General features: G+C 51.5%; 14 protein-coding genes. 1 reads left to right on the top strand and 13 read right to left on the bottom strand.

The features are described from left to right. Positions 1-59: 59 nt before the first annotated feature. On the bottom strand, positions 60-3,086 hold the full coding sequence (locus Q1B04_RS08200) for an amidohydrolase family protein (protein ID WP_299757908.1): 3,027 nt from the start codon (positions 3,084-3,086) through the stop codon (positions 60-62). A 415-nt stretch (positions 3,087-3,501) separates the two neighbouring features. Here Q1B04_RS08200 and Q1B04_RS08195 point away from each other — a divergent pair, with 415 nt between their 5' ends. Further along, positions 3,502-4,446, top strand: a complete 945-nt coding sequence (locus Q1B04_RS08195) for a putative sulfate exporter family transporter (RefSeq protein ID WP_299757905.1) — start codon at positions 3,502-3,504, stop codon at positions 4,444-4,446. Positions 4,447-4,621: 175 nt separating this feature from the next. Here the strand turns inward: Q1B04_RS08195 and Q1B04_RS08190 are convergent, their stop codons facing one another. The 12 genes from Q1B04_RS08190 to Q1B04_RS08135 all read right to left on the bottom strand — a co-directional run bounded on the left by Q1B04_RS08190 (position 4,622) and on the right by Q1B04_RS08135 (position 18,600). Beyond that, complete coding sequence (locus Q1B04_RS08190; RefSeq protein ID WP_299757903.1) at positions 4,622-6,517, bottom strand: amidophosphoribosyltransferase; 1,896 nt, start codon at positions 6,515-6,517, stop codon at positions 4,622-4,624. Positions 6,518-6,524: 7 nt separating this feature from the next. Continuing rightward, the gene (locus Q1B04_RS08185; RefSeq protein ID WP_299757900.1) at positions 6,525-8,033 is read right to left on the bottom strand and encodes an NADH-quinone oxidoreductase subunit N; all 1,509 of its coding nucleotides are present in this window, start codon (positions 8,031-8,033) and stop codon (positions 6,525-6,527) included. Continuing rightward, a complete protein-coding gene (locus Q1B04_RS08180) occupies positions 8,034-9,779 on the bottom strand; it encodes an NADH-quinone oxidoreductase subunit M (protein ID WP_299757898.1) in 1,746 nt (581 codons plus the stop codon). A 94-nt stretch (positions 9,780-9,873) separates the two neighbouring features. Then, on the bottom strand, positions 9,874-12,036 hold the full coding sequence (nuoL, locus tag Q1B04_RS08175; protein WP_299757896.1) for an NADH-quinone oxidoreductase subunit L: 2,163 nt from the start codon (positions 12,034-12,036) through the stop codon (positions 9,874-9,876). Positions 12,037-12,135: 99 nt separating this feature from the next. Further along, a complete protein-coding gene (gene nuoK / locus Q1B04_RS08170; protein WP_299757894.1) occupies positions 12,136-12,450 on the bottom strand; it encodes an NADH-quinone oxidoreductase subunit NuoK in 315 nt (104 codons plus the stop codon). Between the two features lie 2 nt (positions 12,451-12,452). Further along, positions 12,453-12,965 (bottom strand): NADH-quinone oxidoreductase subunit J, encoded by a 513-nt coding sequence (locus Q1B04_RS08165; RefSeq protein WP_299757891.1) that lies wholly within the window; start codon positions 12,963-12,965, stop codon positions 12,453-12,455. Positions 12,966-13,025: 60 nt separating this feature from the next. Next, complete coding sequence (locus Q1B04_RS08160; protein WP_299757888.1) at positions 13,026-14,039, bottom strand: acyltransferase; 1,014 nt, start codon at positions 14,037-14,039, stop codon at positions 13,026-13,028. Positions 14,040-14,145: 106 nt separating this feature from the next. Next, complete coding sequence (locus Q1B04_RS08155) at positions 14,146-14,739, bottom strand: 4Fe-4S dicluster domain-containing protein (RefSeq protein ID WP_299757885.1); 594 nt, start codon at positions 14,737-14,739, stop codon at positions 14,146-14,148. A gap of 80 nt (positions 14,740-14,819) precedes the next feature. Beyond that, the gene (locus Q1B04_RS08150) at positions 14,820-15,923 is read right to left on the bottom strand and encodes a complex I subunit 1 family protein (RefSeq protein WP_299757882.1); all 1,104 of its coding nucleotides are present in this window, start codon (positions 15,921-15,923) and stop codon (positions 14,820-14,822) included. Positions 15,924-16,079: 156 nt separating this feature from the next. Further along, positions 16,080-16,838: a type I methionyl aminopeptidase gene (gene map, locus Q1B04_RS08145; protein ID WP_299757880.1), complete on the bottom strand. Its 759-nt coding sequence runs from the start codon at positions 16,836-16,838 to the stop codon at positions 16,080-16,082. An 11-nt stretch (positions 16,839-16,849) separates the two neighbouring features. Then, entirely contained in the window at positions 16,850-18,037 is a 1,188-nt protein-coding gene (locus Q1B04_RS08140) for a glutathionylspermidine synthase family protein (protein ID WP_299757877.1), read from the bottom strand. Positions 18,038-18,051: 14 nt separating this feature from the next. Beyond that, entirely contained in the window at positions 18,052-18,600 is a 549-nt protein-coding gene (locus Q1B04_RS08135) for a hypothetical protein (RefSeq protein WP_299757874.1), read from the bottom strand. Between the last annotated feature and the right edge of the window lie 45 nt (positions 18,601-18,645).

Here is an 18,645-nt window from a genome sequence, read left to right as displayed (position 1 = left end):
AATTGCTGATTAAATATTAAAGCCAACCATTTAACAATTACACCATTTAGCCATCAAGATTAGTAAGCGAAGTATGACTCCTCCTCGCTATGCTGCACATCCTCGCAGTGCACCACGTGTGCTTTTATACTTCTTGGAACCTGCGTTTTAGCACCGCCGCTTTTCTCATTCAGCATCTTCTGCACCAGGCGCATACGCTCTTTTTCCAGCTCTTTGCGCATCTGCTCGTCGCGCTCTAAATCGTAGTAAGCCACGCCGTCAACAAATGTCTTCAGGGGCTTTGCGTAGATAGAAAGCGGGTGATCGTTCCATAGCACCACGTCGGCATCTTTGCCAGTTTTCAGGCTGCCCATTCTGTCATCGAGGTGCAGGAGCTTGGCTGGGTTCAGGGTCACCATTTTCAGGGCATCCTCTTCGCTCATGCCGGTATACTTCACACTCTTGGCAGCTTCCTGGTTTAGGCGGCGGGCCATTTCTGCGTCATCAGAGTTGATGGCCGTAACAATACCTAATTGGTTCATGATGCCGGCGTTCTGCGGAATCGCGTCCTTCACCTCCATCTTGTAAGCCCACCAATCGGCGAAAGTAGATCCGCCCACGCCATGCTCTTTCATCTTATCAGCCACTTTGTAACCCTCCAGAATGTGCGTGAATGTGTTCACTTTAAAGCCCATCTCGTCGGCTACGTTCATCAGCATATTGATCTCTGACTGCACGTAAGAGTGGCAGGTAATGAAACGCTTTTCGTTCAGGATTTCTACCAGTGCCTCCAGTTCCAGGTCGCGGCGCGGGGCCGGTGTCTTCGCTTTTTCGCGCTTGCTCAGTTTGTTGTAGTTCTTATGCGCCTGCTCATACTCTTTGGCACGCGTAAAGGCATCTACAAACACCTGCTCCACACCCATTCTGGACTGCGGGAAACGAATGGTTTGTGTGCTGCCCCAGTTCGATTGCTTCACGTTTTCGCCTAACGCGAACTTGATATAGCCATCGGCATTCTCCACTAGCATTTCTTCGGCACTCTTGCCCCAACGCAGTTTCACAATAGCCGACTGACCGCCAATTGGGTTGGCAGAACCATGTAGCAACTGAGATGTGGTAACGCCACCGGCCAGCTGACGGTAAATGTTAATATCTTCCGGGTCTACCACATCGGCCATGCGTACTTCAGAAGTAACAGCCTGTGTGCCTTCGTTTACGCCATCCAACGCAATATGCGAGTGCTCGTCAATGATGCCCGGTGTTACGTGCTTGCCGGTACCATCTACCACTTTAGCGCCAGAATCGCTCAGGTTTTTGCCAACTTTGGCAATCTTACCGTTTTTGATCAGCACATCTGCATTCTCCAGCTTGCCTTCTTTCTCGTTTGTCCAAACGGTGGCATTTTTGATAAGGATGGTCTCCTGCTGCGGTAGTTGCGCCTGGCCAAATGCCTGGAACGGATAGATCATGCTGCCGATGGCCGCGTTCATCTCCTCTTTCTTCGCACGGTCTTTCTTCTCCTTTTCCGTCATGGCTTCGGAGTATGCCGCTACCCATTTTACAGAGGAAGCATTTGGCAACTGACCTTCGCCCTGCAGGTTCTTGTCTGCTACCCAGCCGCTCAAACGAATGCTCTGCTTGCTGTCTTTGCTCTCGGCAAAAGAGATTGTTACCAGGTTTCCTTTGATGCTGATATTACCTTTCACGGTATCTTTTGCAATTACCTGCAGCTCCGGTTTTTCGGCAGTACCCGACACAAGCAGCTTACGGCCTGTATCGTTGCCAAGCTTTAAAGTATAAACGCCACGGTAATCAGCTGGCACGTCAGAGATTTTATACTGCTCGCCCTGCACCCAGTTCTCCAGGATCAGGCCATCTTCCGCAAACAAATTATCTGTAGTGATAATGAAATTGGCCAGCATCCCTTTGTTCAGGCTGCCCACCATACTTTCAGCGTTCAGGAGTTTGGCTGGTGTAGCTGTCAGGGCTTTCAGGGCCTCCTCCTCACTCAGGCCATACTTTACCGCTTTGCGCAGGTTTGGCAGGAAATCTTTTTTGTCTTTCAGGTCATGCGCGGTAAAAGCGATGGTAACGCCCGCTTTCTGCAGCAGGGCTGCGTTAGCCGGAGCCATCTCCCAATGCTTCATGTCTTCCAACGACACGCGTCGCGCATCAAACGGATCTTCCACGTTATAGGCAGCCGGGAAATCCAGCGACAAGATAACAGGCGCATTTGTTGCTTTTATCTGCGGCAGCATCTGGTACTCGTCTCCGGCACCTTTCATGATGTACTGCTTGCCAAACTCATCGCCTACCTTATCGGCACGCAGCACGTTCAGCTTGTTATCAGCCTCAAATATCTGCGGGAAATTATTTGCTTGCGTAAAGGCGGTTAAAGAGATATTTTGCTCTTTCTGCGGGTTGTTTGCATTCCACTGGGCATCCAGGTATGTCTGGCGCAACAGAGCAACAGAGCCCATTAGTGAGTTAGGGTAATCCTGCTTAGATGTGCCTTTTTCGAACGAGAGTGCACCGGCAGCTTTATCTTTCAGCACTACCTCATTCTCCCGCTTTTCAGCAAGTGTTACCAATGCCGCCGTTCCGCGGGCAATGCCGTCGCGGTGCACAGCCAGCACAGTACCAAAGCCCTGCTTGCGCAGCTCTGCGGCCTGCTTGCTATCTATTTTAAACAGCTCAACCGCGTTAGTTTCCGGCCGGATGGCCTGGTTCCAGTTGTAGGCGCCTTGTTTCTCAGACTCCAGCTGCGGCGAGGCACGCCAGTTGCGGCGTTCAACTTTAACCTCCGGCAGGCCATAGTCGCTGAACATATCCACCAAGCCTGGGTAAATATGTTTGCCTTTGGCATCCATAACTACAGCTCCGGCGGGCACTTTTACATTAGCGCCTACTGCCTCTACCTTACCATTGCGGATAACAAGGGTAGCGTTCGGGATAGCTGTTTTATAATCGGTGTGAACGGTGGCGTTGGTGAAGGCCACGAGTCCGGCGCGTTCGTCGTACACGCCGTTGCGCGGAAAAGTCTCCTGCGCCATTACACCGCCTGCGCTGAAAGCAAGGCAGGCTGCAATGGTTAAGATTTTCTTCATGCTGTAGATGGTAGGTGATAAATTAAGGTTTAGACAAGATTCGGGTATCAAGTTAAGCACCAGCGAGATAAAAAGCTATCTAAGGTAGATACTATATTACTGACTTTGACTGCTGCTTCTGCTAAAAGTTTAATGGGGAGATAAGATTATAGCATGTGCTGCCGTAATTTTAGATTTTGTGCTGCCAAGACAGTTGTTGATTTTCAATTCATACTTTGAAAACTCTCATTCACTTTCTGCGACCCATCTGTTGTATTACCTGTGTCTAAAACGCAACGGCTAAACATGCGCAATATATTTAACGGGGATGAGCAAGGCTTTTTATACTTAACCTGTGTTAGATTTACAGCTAATACTTTTTGCACTGCTGCCACAATTAAGCTTAAATTTAACCTTCTGCTGAAAACAGCTGCACATGCGCCCTAACTACAACCTGCCACCCGCTTTGCAAAAGGCACTACTTATACTTGCTGCCGCGCTTATACTTTTTTCCCCCTGGTTTAGCTCGCCGGAGGCCTTGGCTCTTGGCTTAGGATTTGGGCTGATCCTGGGAAATCCGTTTCAGGAACTCTCCGAAAAAGCGGCCAAGTATGTGTTGCAGGCAGCCGTGGTTGGCCTTGGCTTCGGAATTGATTTATACCAGGTGGCTGAAACAGGCTTAAATGGTCTGGTTTACACAGCCGTTTCGCTGGGTGTGACTATGTTACTGGGCTTGCTACTGGGCAGGCTTTTAAATATCACGCCAAAACTAACGCACTTGGTTTCGGTGGGGACTGCTATTTGCGGAGGCAGCGCCATCGCCGCTGTGGCACCGGCCATCAAGGCTAACGCACAGGATATTTCCGTTTCGCTTGGGATTGTGTTTGCCTTAAATGCGCTGGCGCTCTTCGTCTTCCCGGTTGTGGGGCATGCGCTCGGCTTAGACCAGCAGCAGTTTGGCACCTGGGCTGCCATTGCCATCCATGATACCAGCTCTGTGGTGGGGGCAGCCGCCAAGTATGGCAATGAAGCCCTGCAACTTGCCACCACCCTAAAGCTTACCCGCGCCCTCTGGATTGTGCCGATGGTACTTGTATCCGGCATGGCTTTTAAAACAGGCGAGGCCAAAGCCAAGGTGCCGGTTTTTATACTTCTGTTTATACTTGCCTCGGTGCTGATAACTTTCATGCCGGCTGCATTAGCCGTAGCGCCACCCATACTTTTGGCAGCTAAAAAAGGCCTGCTGCTTTCGCTGTTCCTGATCGGGGCAAACCTTAACCGTACGACACTGCGCAGCATCAGCGCCAAGCCTTTCTACCAAGGCCTCATACTTTGGATGTTAGTTGCCAGCAGCTCCTTATTCGTTATTCTGATGTTTTAGATTAATGTTTATACTTCACGCTCATCGGTAGCATCAGGTTTATACTTGCTCGCTAAGCTTGTATCACATCACCTATTGGTAACAGCTTTCAAAAAAGACAATCTTATCATAAAAGTAAAGGGCTTCTACAATCCTGCAGAAGCCCTTTACTTTTATAGTTTATCTACTCTTTGCCTTAATATGCTCTGCCTGACTTGTTCTCCACGAAGTTCATAAACGCGCGGTTTACAACGCCTGTACCGCCCGGCGTTGGGTAGTTACCCGTGAAGTACCAATCACCTTTGTGGTTCGGGCAAGCCTGGTGCAAGTCTTCTATCGTTTGATAGATAACCTGTACTTCGGCTTTCACTTCCGGCGCTTTTACAATCTCTGCTACTTTATCGGAAAGTTCTTTGTGCGTAAACAGGTTATAAAGCTCCTGCACAAAATTGGTTTCCCTGAAGGCATCTGTACCCGCGGCAGCCTGGCAGTTATCATAGGTTTCCTGCAGTTTCTCCCACTGGCCCGTGTCTTTCAGCAAGCCAAGAAGCGCCCTAAAAGCCACAAACTCCTTCATCCGCGACATATCTATACCATAGCAGTCAGGGTAGCGAATTTGCGGGGCGCAAGAAACGATGATAATTTTTTTCGGCTCCAGTTTATCCAGCATTTTAATGATGCTTTTCTCCAGCGTTGTGCCGCGCACAATAGAGTCATCAAGCACCACCAAAGTATCCATGCCTTTCTTTACCACCTCGTAAGTCGTGTCGTAGACGTGCGTTACCAGGTCGTCGCGGCTATCGTTGTCAGTGATGAAGGTGCGCAGTTTGGCATCTTTGATTACCAGTTTCTCGGCGCGTGGCTTAAATTGCAGAATCTCATCGAGTTGCTCCTCAGAAAGCTCCTGGTTAAGGATAGCTTTCTTGCGGTACTCGCGCAGGTGGTTCTCAATTCCCTTCATCATGCCCAACCACGAGGTTTCGGCAGTGTTCGGGATGTATGAGAAAACCGTATTTTTCAGGTCGTAATTGATCGCCTCCAGAATCTGTGGGCAAAGCAGCTTGCCCATATTCTTGCGCTCGGTATAAATCTCGGGATCGTTGCCACGGGAGAAGTAAATGCGCTCAAAGCTGCACGAAAGCTTCTCGCGCGGCTCCACCACTTCCTGCATTTCCGGGTTGCCGGCTTTGTCTATAATCAAGGCGTGGCCAGGCGCAATCTCTTTAATCTCGCTGTACTCAATACCGAAAGCCGTTTTGATAGCAGGCTTTTCCGAGGCGATCACCACTACTTCGTCATCCGCATAATAATACGCCGGGCGAATACCGTTCGGGTCGCGCATCACGAAGGAAGCTCCGAAACCTGTAAGGCCGGCCATGGCATAGCCCCCGTCGAAGTCCTTGCCAGCGCGTTTCAGCACACGCTGCATGTCCAGGTTCTGCTCTATCAGTTGAGTGATCTCCTTGTTAGTATAATCGCCTTTCTTATAGTAATCGAACAGGCGCTGGTTCTCCTCGTCCAGGAAATGGCCGATTTTTTCCAGTACTGTGGTGGTATCAGTTTTATGCTTTGGGTGCTGACCAAGTTCCAGCAGCTTGTTAAACTGCTCATCCACATTGGTCATGTTGAAGTTACCGGCCACGGCCAGGCTGCGGCTGCGCCAGTTGTTCTCGCGTACCATCGGGTGGCAATTATCCACGCTGTTGAGGCCGTGGGTACCATAGCGCAGGTGGCCCAGGTATACATCGCCCAAAAAAGGCATGTTCTCCCAGATCCAGTCAACATCCTCGGCTTTATCCGGGTACTCCTCCTTTAGGTTTTTAAACTCCTTGCCAATCTTACCAAAGATGCTATCAATGGCACGCGTCTTTACCGAGCGGAAACGGCTGATGTAGTCGATACCGGGCAGGGCGTTTATCTTGATGCTGGCAACGCCTGCACCGTCCTGGCCCCGGTTATGCTGTTTCTGCATCAGCAGGTACAACTTGTTAACGCCATACATGGGGGTGCCATACTTCTCGGCGTAATAACTGATTGGTTTCCTGAGCCTGATCAGGGCTATACCACATTCGTGCTTAATTGCGTCGCTCATGAGTGCTTTATAGTGTCTGGGTCAGCAGTTGTTCTATCCAGTGCAGCAGCAGGTCAGGTTTAAAGAACAAAACCAGCAGCGGCAAGGCAAACAGTGCCAATAACAGTTTATTCGACGGTGAAATAACTAATTTTTCCTGAGATTGATTCCTTTTGAAGAAAAGGTAGTACGGTATCTTGATATAGTAAAAGAGCGCCACGCCCGTTAGCAGCACGCCAAGTATAAGCAGCGTGAGCAGCATGGTGTTGCCCGATAAAGTATAGGCTTCCCATACATTACTAAACACCAGTAGCTTAGCCATAAAGCCAGCCAACGGCGGCAAACCCGTCAGCGAGAGCACATAAAGTATGGCCATCACACCTAAAAAGGGCTGCACACGGCCTATCCCTGAAAAATCCTCCAACGACTTGACGCCAAAACGCTGCTCCGACACCTGCAGCACCAGAAAAATACCGAAGTTCATGAACAGGAGCACCGTAAGGTAGAACAGCAGGCTGGAAGTATAACTGGTACCCAAAGCCAGCAGCACCATCAGCAGGATACCGGCATGTGAAACAGATGAATAGGCAAGCAGCCTGCGCGGCGTTTTTTGCCACAGCGCCGTAAAGTTGCCGATCACCAGCGTGGCGATGGCAGCTACACCCAACAGCAGTTGCACATCAGCAAAGGCCGTTGCATCGGTAAAGTTGCTTACAAAGCGCAGAATCACTAATATGCCCGCCATTTTTGGCCCCGTGGAGAAAAGCGCTACCACCGGAAGCGGCGCGCCCTGGTAAACATCCGGTGCCCAGAAATGAAAAGGAGCTGCCGAGATTTTAAAGAAAAACCCTGCCAGCACAAGTATAGCCGCGATGGTTACCAGCAAGCCATCCACTTGCACAAGGCCAAGCGCAAAAGCCTCTGTAGTATAGGCCAGCGTGCCCGTAAACCCGTAGAAGAACGACATGCCATACAGCATAATGCCTGCTGAAAGGGCACCATATAAAATATACTTCAGGCCGGCTTCCACGGCTCTTTTTTCTTGTTTTAGTGTTAGCGTCAGGATATAGGAGGCAATGGAAACCGTTTCAATGGAAAGGAAAACCATCAGCAGGTTCACCGATTTTGCCATCAGGTTGAGACCCAGCACAAGTATGAGCAGCAGCGCGTAAAACTCACCTTTCCCTTCTTTCAGCCTCTCAAGCTCCCGGTGCTGCAATGCCATCAAAACCGTGAAAATACCCGCTGCGCTGAATAGAATACCGCCATAACGCGCCAGGCCATCCGATACCAGCAAATTTAGAAATGGCTCGTCGGTAGCAGCAGTATAACCGCCCAGCACCTGCAACGCCAGCACCGAGAACAAACCGGTAAGCGCCAGCCAGGGCAGCAACCTTTTTATACTTTCTGACTTGAAAAGATCGAGCGTGATGAGCAGCAGGAAAAAAATCGCCAGCAGAAACTCGGGTACCAGCGTGCCTGCACCCGCAAGTATGGCGTTGAGCTTATCTGTTAAGTATGCTGCTTGTTCGTTCACTTACCTGAGCGTTGATAAAATTAAACCGAGCTGTTCCTGCCCGCGCTGCAACACCAGTTCTGTGAACCCGGTTACTGTTAGGCCGATTTTATCTAAGAGCAGGTGCGGGAAGATGCCGAAAAGCAGCGCGAGTATGGCCAGCGGCACCAGCATGAGGTACTCGCGGGTAGTAAGGTCTGTAAGTATGGCTTTTTCGCGCAGCCCCGGGAAGATCCAGTATTTGCCGAAGAACATGCGCTGCAGCGCCCACAGGTAGTATGCTGCTGACAGCAGCAAGCCAAACACCGCCACCACTGTTAGCCAGCGCGGCAGCAGGCCCGTGGCCTCCGGCGCTCCAAAACCGCCCACCAGCACCAGCAACTCCGCAATAAAACCAGAGAAGCCCGGCAAGCCTAAGGAGGCAAAGAAGGCGATCACAACAAAGACGGTATAGACAGGCATCATGTGCGCGAGGCCCCTGAAATTATGAATCATCCGGTCGTGTGCCCGGTCATAAATCACCCCGACAACCAGGAAGAGCATGGCCGAGATAAGGCCGTGGCTGAACATCATATACACCGCGCCGTTTACGCCCTCCACCGTAAGCGAGGCCAGCCCCAGCAGCACAAAACCCATGTGCGATACCGACGAGTAGGCAATCAGCTTTTTCAGGTCGTTCATGGCAAGCGCGTTCAGGGCGCCATAAATAATGGACAGCACGCCCAAACCGCCCACCAACACGGCAAAGTATGCGCCGGCATCCGGGAAGATCGGGTACACGATCCGGATCAGGCCGTAGCCTCCCACTTTCAGGAGTATGGCTGCCAGCAACACCGAGATAGGCGTAGGCGCTTCCACGTGCGCATCGGGCAACCAGGTATGCACCGGCACCGACGGCACCTTAATGGCGAACCCGGCAAACAGCAGCAGGAACGCTATAAAACGCAAAGGCAGATCCCAGAGCACCGAGCCGGATAACACATGCAGCAGGCTGTTCGGGATAAAATTGGCCGGCTCCATCATGGCCGGAATGCTAAAGGTGCGCACCAGGTTATAGCTGCTGATCGCGTTGCGCTGCAACATTTGCTGCACCTGCGCAACCACTGCCTTACCGGCCTCAGCGCTCTGCTCCGCAAACCCCATTTGCACAGCCGTAGCCTGCGGGTCTATTACGGAAGTATACAGCCCGATCATCACGAGAAGTATGAAAAGCGAGCCCACCAGCGTGTAAATAAAAAACTTAATGGCGGCATACTCGCGCTTCGGCCCGCCCCAGATACCGATCAAAAAATACATCGGCAGGAGCATAAACTCAAAAAACAGGTAGAAAAGGAAGAAGTCAAGAGCCAGAAAACAACCCATCACGCTGGTTAGCAGCAGCAGGTAGAGCAAAATGTAGCCCTTTACGTTCTTGGTGATGGTCCAGGAGGAGATTACGCCGATTACGCCCACAATGCCTGTAAGCAGCACCATGCTGATGCTGATGCCATCCACCCCCAGAAAATAATCGATCTGGAAGCGACCCAGGCTGCCGAGCGTAAACCCGATCCAGTTTACCTTCTCTACAAACTGATAGCCCTGCTGCCCGTTGGCAAGCACCGCCCCATCGAAATTGAAGTATAAAAGTATGGCCAACCCCATCTGTACCAAAGTGCCTGCCAACGCCACCGCTTTTATGGGCTGCTGCAGGCGCACAGGCAGTAGCAGCACCAGCAGTGCGGCCAGCAAAGGTGTAAAGATGAGGCTACTAAGTATAAAATTGTTCAACGCTGTTGCTTGTTAATTACTGATTGTTTTTAAAAGCCGGGATATCAAATCCACCTATCCTTTAAGCCGCTAAAACCTGATCTCAAAGGTACCATCAAAACAGGATGATGTATAGCATTAGTAAAATAAATCCGAACAAAGAGTAAGCGTAATAGCTCTGCACCTTTCCGTTTTGCAGGCCCCGGCCAAGCCGCCCGGCAAGCTTCGAGAGCGCACCCACCAGCCACACCAGCCCATCAACTACCCAGCGATCAAACCAAGCCATAATTTTGGCTATAATCACCAGTGCTTTGCTGCCATTGTTCAAGGCATAATCTATCACGCGCTTGTCGTTGCGGTACAGGGCTCGGGCCAGCACCAGCGAGGGCTGCACAAAGGCTTTGTCGTAAAATTCGTTCAGGTAGAAGTGGCGTTGCGACAGGCGCGCCGCTGCGAGTTGCGGCTCTTCGTGCAGCAGTTGCGCCTCCGGCCTGTTTCTATACTTCAGGATCGCCCAGCTTATACCGGCCGCGCCCAGCAACGTTGAAAGTATGCCGAATACCAGGTGCAAGGTATGGTTTGCCTCGTCCTGCAGGTGCACCGCCTCCAGCAGCCTGCTGGAAAGTATGGATGTGCTCGTCAGGTTTTCCAGGCCGACACCCTGCAGTAACCAGCTACTGCCAAAGCTAAGCGGGTTAAGCGAGAAGAAAATGCCCAGCGAAAGTATAGCCAGCACAATCACCGGCCAAAGCATAACGCGCTCCACTTCCTGGCTTGTCTTCAGGCGGAGGTCCTGCACCGAAAAAGGCGCCCTAAACTCACCGAAAAAGATAAACCACATGTGCCGCGCCATGTAAAAAGCTGTGAGAAGTACCACCGTGAACCCAATAACCGGCACCAGAAAGTATGCTCCGCCACCCAGGGTCTGCGCCCAAGCCCAACTCCCGGAAAGGATGGCATCTTTAGACAGAAACCCGGAAAACAGCGGCAAGCCAACCAGCGCGGCAGTAGCTACTAAATAGGTATAAAATGTTACTGGCAGAGCTTTGCGCAGGCCACCCATGTTCCGGATATCCTGTGCGTTGAGGTGCAGGTGATGGTGGTGCAGCCCACGATGCATGGCGTGTATAACGATGCCTGAATTTAGGAAAAGCGCTGCTTTAAAGAAGGCATGCGTTGCTAAATGGAAAAGCGCGGCATTGTGCGCGCCTGTGCCCATGCCCATTACCATATACCCTAGCTGGGAGATTGTGGAGAAGGCCAGCACGGCTTTAATATCGTTTTGCGTAAGGGCTACCAGCGCCCCGATTAAGGCTGTAACAGCGCCAACTAAGGCAATAACAACAAGCGCGTCCGGCGTGAAGAAAGCATAGCAGCGGGCCACTAAGTATACGCCAGCCGCCACCATGGTTGCGGCGTGTATCAGTGCAGAAACCGGCGTGGGACCCTGCATGGCATCGGGTAACCAAACCTGCAACGGAAACTGCGCCGATTTCCCCACACAGCCCATAAACAGGCCAAGGCCAGCCAGCGTCAGGAAAGTGGGACCGATTTCTATGAGCCAGGGCTGTCCTTTTAAAGTATAGGTTACGATAAAGCTTCCGCCATCCCAGGTGCCGCTGCCTACCAGGGTGCGCAGCGTTTCGAGGTCGAAGGTTCGGAAGTAAGTATAAAATGCGAATAGCCCGAGCAGCAACCCGATATCGCCAACGCGGTTAAAGAGAAATGCTTTTTTGTTTGCCGCCACGGCAGCCGGCTTATGAAACCAGAACCCGATCAACAGGTAAGACGACAAGCCCACCAGCTCCCAGAACATAAAGAGCAACAGCAGGTTATCGACCAGCACGATACCCAGCATGCTAAACGTAAACAAGCCCAAGAAGGCAAAATAGCGGCTATAGCCTTTGTCAGCGTGCATGTAGCGTACCGAAAACAGCTGTACCAGCAGGGAGATAAAAGTAACGATCACCAGCATCAGCACGGTGAGGTTATCCAGCAAAATACCGAGCGTAAAATCTGTGAGGGAGCTGCCCGGCATGCTAAACCAGGTTGTGCGGCTATGGAAGGTGGTTACGTTCCAGGTTTCTAAAAAGAGCCAGCCGGAAAGTATAAATGCCCCTGCCGTGAGCGCTATGCCCAGCCAATCGCCGTGCCGCGGCAACAGCCGGCCAAAGGGCAGCAGCACCAAAAAACCCAACAGCGGCAGCAGCAGCACAACCAATGCGGCAGTGGTTTGGGGCGAGGCGGCCAAAGGCTGTAAGAGTTGGGTTAGCTCCAAGGTGCTTTCTGTTGAGTTAGGGTGCTTTGCGTAACAGCGGGCAAAGTTACATATATTGGCTTAAACTAATACGTATAGTTTAGGGCAGATTTCGGGAAGCTATTTGTTCTCTGCTGTTATAACCTCGTTCAGGTTTGCTGTTTTAAAATACTGATATACCCGCAGCACAATGGCCAGGGCCACGGCAGCCTCGGCTGCGGCCACCACAATCACGAATAGCGAGAACAGCTGCCCCTGCAGCAGCGAAGGGTCGTATCGGCTGAAGGCCACCAGGTTTAGGTTGGCAGCGTTAAAAATCAGTTCAATGCCCATCAGCACCACCACCGCATGGCGCTTGGTGATAACGGCAAGTATACCGATGCTGAACAGCGCGGCACTCAATAAAAGAATATGTTCTAGCGGAATCAGCTCCATACTTATGCGTTCTGTTTATCCGTGGCAATGTATGCGGCGCCCATCAGGGCCATCAGCAGCAGCAGCGAGGCCAGCTCAAAAGGCACTACCACGTCCGTCATCAGTTTAATGCCGATTAGTTGCACCGTGCTTTTCTGTTGCCCCAGCACATCCAGGTGCGTCGTTTGCAGCCAAGGCAGTGTGCTTATGTTTGCTTTCAGGATGGCGTAGCTCAGGCCGACAAGTATGAGCCCTGCCACCAGCGTACCCCAAATTTTGTTCACGCTCTCCGAGAGCACCGATTTATCATGCACCCGGCTGCTGAGCATAATCCCGAACAGGAGCAGCACCAGCACGCCGCCCACGTACACCATCAGCTGCGTTACGGCAATAAAATCGGCAAACAGCAACACGTAAATGCCAGCTATACTTAGCAGCGTTATCAACAGCGAAAAACCGGCATACAGCAGGTTGCGCGTCAGCACCATGTAGGCACCGGAAAGTATGGCAAGTATGGCGAAGATGTAGAAAAGCATGCGTTGTTTTAAATCCTGATGTAAAGGTATAAAATCCTGCAGAAACGTATCACTTCAAGATTATCTGGCAACGGCTCCTCTCCTGCCGCCCAGTTTTATTTGCTTTGATTTACGCAGCGAAGGCCGTTCTACCCATCTGTAGAAAAAATGAGCTACAAGTATGGAAAGCAGCAACCCAATCGCTACTAGCAGCACATTTAGCACGTCGGAATCTGTAAATTTTGCAACCAAATTGATAAACACAGCCCCGGTAATAGCATGCAGCAAGTATAAAGCGTATGAAATGCGCCCAAAAAAGCTTCCGACAGCGCTTTTCGCGAACGGGAACAGCAGGATAACCAGTGCCGTCAGCAGCGCGAAAATTACATCTGGGTAACCAAGCACTATCACTCCCGAGAGGCTACATCCGCCTAAAACAAGTATAAATTCCGTTAAGCTGATGTGGTTTGTGAGCCTCAGTGCCACCGCTATTCCCATAAAAAACAAAGGCAGCCAATCTATAAGGTGGCCCAAACCCGGAAATAGGACCGGAAGAATAAGCCCGATGACAAGTATAGCCCACCTGCCTGCCATCTGCCCTAAAAGCATGGGGCCGATCAGCGCCATAAACAGGTAAAACTGAAATTCAATGGCTAGTGTCCAGAACACGGGGTTTACCCACCTCACGCCTTCAAAGAACCCAACCAGGTAGCCCACATGCAGCAGCAGCTCTTTCGCGCTGGGGCGCAAGTCTACGGGAGTGGCACCCGGCACCAGTTCCCGGGCATACATGTATGCTACGGTAAGCAGCAAAGCCACCAAATACGGCGGCTCAATCCGGATAATCCTTTTTAATAAGTAGCTGCCAAAATGCTTCAGCTGATACCCGGACTTGAGAAGCGAAAGTGTGATGACTGTGCCGCTGATCACAAAAAACATCGGCACGCCATACTTCCCACAAGAGAAAAAATCGTTCACCGGTTCCTGCTCAAAAAGGGCATTTGATGAAATAAAGTGAAACAGGCAAACCATTAGTGCAGCCACACCTCTTAAAGAGTCGATAACGGAGAGGTGCTTTATTTCTGGCAACTGCATTTTATATATCTGGCGCAAGCGTCCGTTTGTCCCTTTTACATTACAGAAGCACGAAAAGACTTTTTAAACACAAAGTGGTGCTTTCAACAATACATCAATATAATTATCACCCCTTCTTCCTGGCTGCCAACGCCGCGGCTTTGGCGGCTGCCATTTCCTCCTGCTGTTTGGCGAAAAGCTGTTTCTTCTCTTCGGCCTGCTCCGGGCTTAGGTCTGTAAAGTGGTATACCATGTTTTTGATGTCTACTTCCGAGAAGTCGTACACGGGCGTCATGGTGAGGCAGTCGGTGGGGCAAACGGTGGTGCAGAGGCCACAGTAGCAGCACTTGGCCATATCAATGTCGAAGGTTGGCGCGTAGAGCCGTTTTTTGGTGCCGTCGGAAGTCGTGCCGATGTCCTCGGTGGCTTTCACAGAGTCGATGGTGATGCAGTTTACCGGACAGATCTTGGCGCAAAGGTCGCAGACAATGCAGTCGTCTATCTCGTTGTGCAGGCGGTAACGGCCGTTATCAGGCACAGGAATAGCCTCGTACGGATACTTGAGCGTAACCAGACCATCATCCTGCTTAAAGTAATTCGCATCCGACACATACTCTGGCGTGCGGCGCTTGTTGGCTTTCCGGAAGTGGCTCCAGGTCAGCCGCAGCCCGCTCAGCAGCGACTTCACCACGTACCAGAAACCAGTTGTATTATTTCTCACTTCGTTCGAGTTAAGAATTAAAAGTTAAGAGTTATGAGCCAAAATCACTTTTAACTCATAACTCTTAACTTTTAACTATATCATATCATTAACATCCGCCAGATGCCGGCCAGCAGCACAACAACCAGCGCAACGGGCGTTAGCACTTTCCAGCACAGGTGCATGAGTTGGTCTACGCGCAGGCGCGGATACGTCCAGCGGAGCTGCAACTGCAGGAACAGCAGCACAAATGTTTTGCTCAGCAGCCAGAAAATCCCCCAAAGTATACTAGAGAGTTCACCTACAGTTCCGCTTGTCCAATAAGCTAGGCTAACCGGCCCGATGTTTGGCAAAGGCGTGTTCCAGCTGCCCAGGAAAAGTATAACCGCCACCAGGCACACCAGCACCATCATACTATACTCTGCCAAAAACAGCACGGCAAACCGGAAACCGGAATACTCTACATGGAAACCCGCCACCAACTCAGACTCGGCTTCCGGTATGTCGAAAGGGGCACGGTTGCTCTCGGCCAGTGAGGCAATGAAGTATATTATAAAGCTCACCAGAAGTATAGGTGCCCGGAAAATGTTCCAGGTGGTGATGCCGCCTATCGTTGTTGTATTGATGCCAAGCTCCCTTATGCCGAATAGCCAGTTCATGTCGTACTCCATCCCCGGAAACTGGTTCATGAGCGCGCCCTGCTGATAACTGATCTCCTGAAAGTCAAGCGACTGACAAATCATGACGGCAGAAAGTATGGCCAACCCGGCCGGAATCTCATACGACACGATTTGTGCCACCGAGCGCATAGCGCCCAGCATGGCATACTTGTTATTTGAGCCCCAGCCCGCCATCAGCAGCCCCACCACATCCAAAGACACCACGGCCAGCAGGTAAAACACGCCAATGCCAATACCAGCCGGCACTAGCGCCGGCGCAAACGGAATTACGGCAAAGCCAGCAAACACAGCGGCAAAAATGAGGATGGGAGCCAGCTTAAACAGCTTTTTATCGGCCGCGGCAGGTATGATGTCTTCTTTCTGCAGCAGCTTCAGCACGTCGGCCACGGCCTGCAGCGAACCTTGCGGGCCCGCCTCGGTAGGCCCCATGCGGTCTTGCATAAAAGCGGCTACTTTGCGCTCGGCATAAGCCAGCACTATCACCACTCCCAGCAGAGCCCCCAAAGTCAGCAGAAAAGCAAGCATAGGCGTTCGTTTTGTTCGTGCAAAGGTAGGGCAAACTGTAGTTAATTAAGAATTCTGAATTAAGAATTATGCAGGCAGGACTTGATGAAAACAAAATCCCAATATCTTTTGTGTTGAAGATATCGGGATAAACCTGTTAATGCGCTCTACTAAAACTCAAATCCCATTTTCCTTCGTCAGGGTAATCGGCTCCCCGTCTGTAATAAGTATAGAGTGCTCGTGCTGCGCCACGTAGCCGCCTTTATCAGCCAATAACGTCCAGCCATCGCCTTTTTCGTGCGTATAGCTGCCTTTGGTAGAGATGAAAGTCTCTACGGCTACCACGCTGTTTTTGCGGAACCGCTGTGTATTGTCTTTATCGTAGAAGTTCGGGATTTCGTCTGGCGCCTCGTGCAGGCTTCTGCCTACTCCGTGGCCTACCAGGTTCTTGATCACTTTAAAGCCGTTCTTTTTGGCTTCTGTTTCAATAATCCTTCCTATCTCGGAGATTTTTTTTCCGCCTTTGATCTCTTTCAGCGCCTTATGCAAAGCATTTACAGAGGCCTCCACTAACTTGCTCAAGCCATGCACATCCTCGCCAAGTATGAAAGAGCCGCCATTGTCAGCATAGTAGCCATTTAGCTCGGCCGATACATCAATGTTAACTAAATCACCCTCTTTCAGCACCGTGGTTTCGGAAGGAATACCATGCGCAGCCTCGTTGTTGACGCTGATACAAGTATAACCAGGAAAATCGTACTCCGATTTAGGCGCAGATTTGGCTCCAAATTCTTCCAGTATTTTATTGCCGTACTCATCCAGCTCTTTAGTAGTGATACCTACACGAGTATACTCTCGCATTTTTCGGAGCGTAACGGCAACGGCTTCACTTACTTTCATTATCCCTTGCAGGTCTGCTTCTGATTCTACTATCATGTTCTTTTGTTTTACAATATCTCCTCCACCAAATGCGGCACAAACTGCGATAAATTGGTGATGATGCCTTTTTCTCTCCTGTAACCGATGGCGCAGCCTTCTCCGGCCCAGAACACGCCAGCCTGGTACTGGTAGCCTTTACTGTCTTCGGGCAGGTCTACCCAGCGCTGGTATACCTGCTGCTGCCCGTCGTACTCGCCGGCTATTTTTGTTACCGGCACGCGGTCCACTACCTCTACGCTTTGCCCCTCGCGGCCAAAGTATGGTTTGCGGATATACTTGCCAGTGATGGGCGAAAGGTCAGTTTCTAAAAGCAAAGGATGGTACGGGTACGCTTTCCAGAGCCAGGCCAGCATGCCTTTGCTCTGAAACAACAAGGTATAAGCCGGGTTAGCAACCATGACCGTGCGGGTAGCGGCAAGTTTTGTAAGGCTGTCGCAAAGCTCAGGCTCCTCCCAGGCAATCTGCTCCCAAGGCAGGAGCTTAAACAGAAACGGAAACTGCCGCCACTGCTCCTGCTCCACCTGCGCCCACACGCCCCGCTCCGCACCCTCCGTAGACACGACCATATCCTCTGCGGCACACAAATGCGGCTCGAAACCGGCTTCTGTAGCGGCCTGTACCAGTACCGCGCAATTGGCCTCATCTTCAGCACTGCCGCCCAAATAAGTTAACAGTAGCGCGGGAGCCAGGTCGTCGTTTAGCATGCGCCAGCTGCGGAGCTGCTCCACCAGGGCTTCGTACAGGCCGGAATACTGCTTTGCATCGGTTTTACCGGCCGCAGCCAGGCTTGCCCACTGCACCACGGCCGTTTCAGGTATCGAGGTGGCGGTGTCAGCGTTAAACTCTAGTAACTTCGGCCCCTCCGGTGTCTGTACCAGGTCGAAGCGGCCATACAGGTGCCAATGCCTGTCGTCGTTCCAGGACTGGCGCACCAGTTCCCACAGGTTTTCAGGAATGCCCAGCACGTTCAGGAATTCATCCGGAAGTGTATCCGGAATGGCATTTACCATCATCTCGTAGAGCGTACCGGCGGCTTCCAGTAAAGCATCTGCTTCCTGCTCAGGCAGCAGCACCGCTTCGCCGGGCACATAGTTGGCACAGCCATCCTCTACGCACCACTCCCAGCCCAGGCCACGCACGGCGGCTTCCACGTTGCCGGAGTGCGGCGCTACGCGGATTGTATTTTTATTCTGCATGAAATCTTCTTGGTTTAAGCTCCGGCCCCGCCGCTGCGGCCTCTAAAGAAGCCTCTTCTGCCTGAGCTTGGCGCAGCGCGCTGCTGCCGGTAGGTTTGCACGTTCTGGCGCCAGGCAGCGGTGTTGTTCATCAGGCCGGGGTTGGCATAGTAACCGGAGCGTGGCGACATAGTACGGCCGGCCATATAGCCCATTGCGCTCCACCATAACACGTTGCCCATGCCGAAACCACCTTGCTGGTACGTCTGCCTGTTATCAGACAGCGCCTTCATCTGGTTTTCCAGTTCCAGGCCCTGCAGTGTGTCCACGCGCCCGTCATTATACTTTAAAATGGCCATGCTTTTGCCGGGAGCCGTAGTTTGCTCATCGGTTATCTTCCACTGGTCTGGCGCTTCTTCCGTCAGCTCAGTGATAATGCCGTCCGGCACGGCCACCTCTTCCCCTGCGTTCCACTCCTCATTTTGGTTATTAGACCCGCAACCGGTGAGGCCCATGCATGCGGCGGCGGCCACAATAAAGGCATTGCGCTTCAGGTCGCCTATGGTCAGGTATTTCTTCTTCATCAGGATGTATACTTAAGTATAACTTAAAGATAAGCTTTTTACGCG

The sequence above is a fragment of the uncultured Pontibacter sp. genome, assembly GCF_947495565.1.
Classification (GTDB): domain Bacteria; phylum Bacteroidota; class Bacteroidia; order Cytophagales; family Hymenobacteraceae; genus Pontibacter.
Note: the sequence above shows the minus strand (reverse complement) of the source record. Positions and strands in the feature narration are given on the sequence as shown.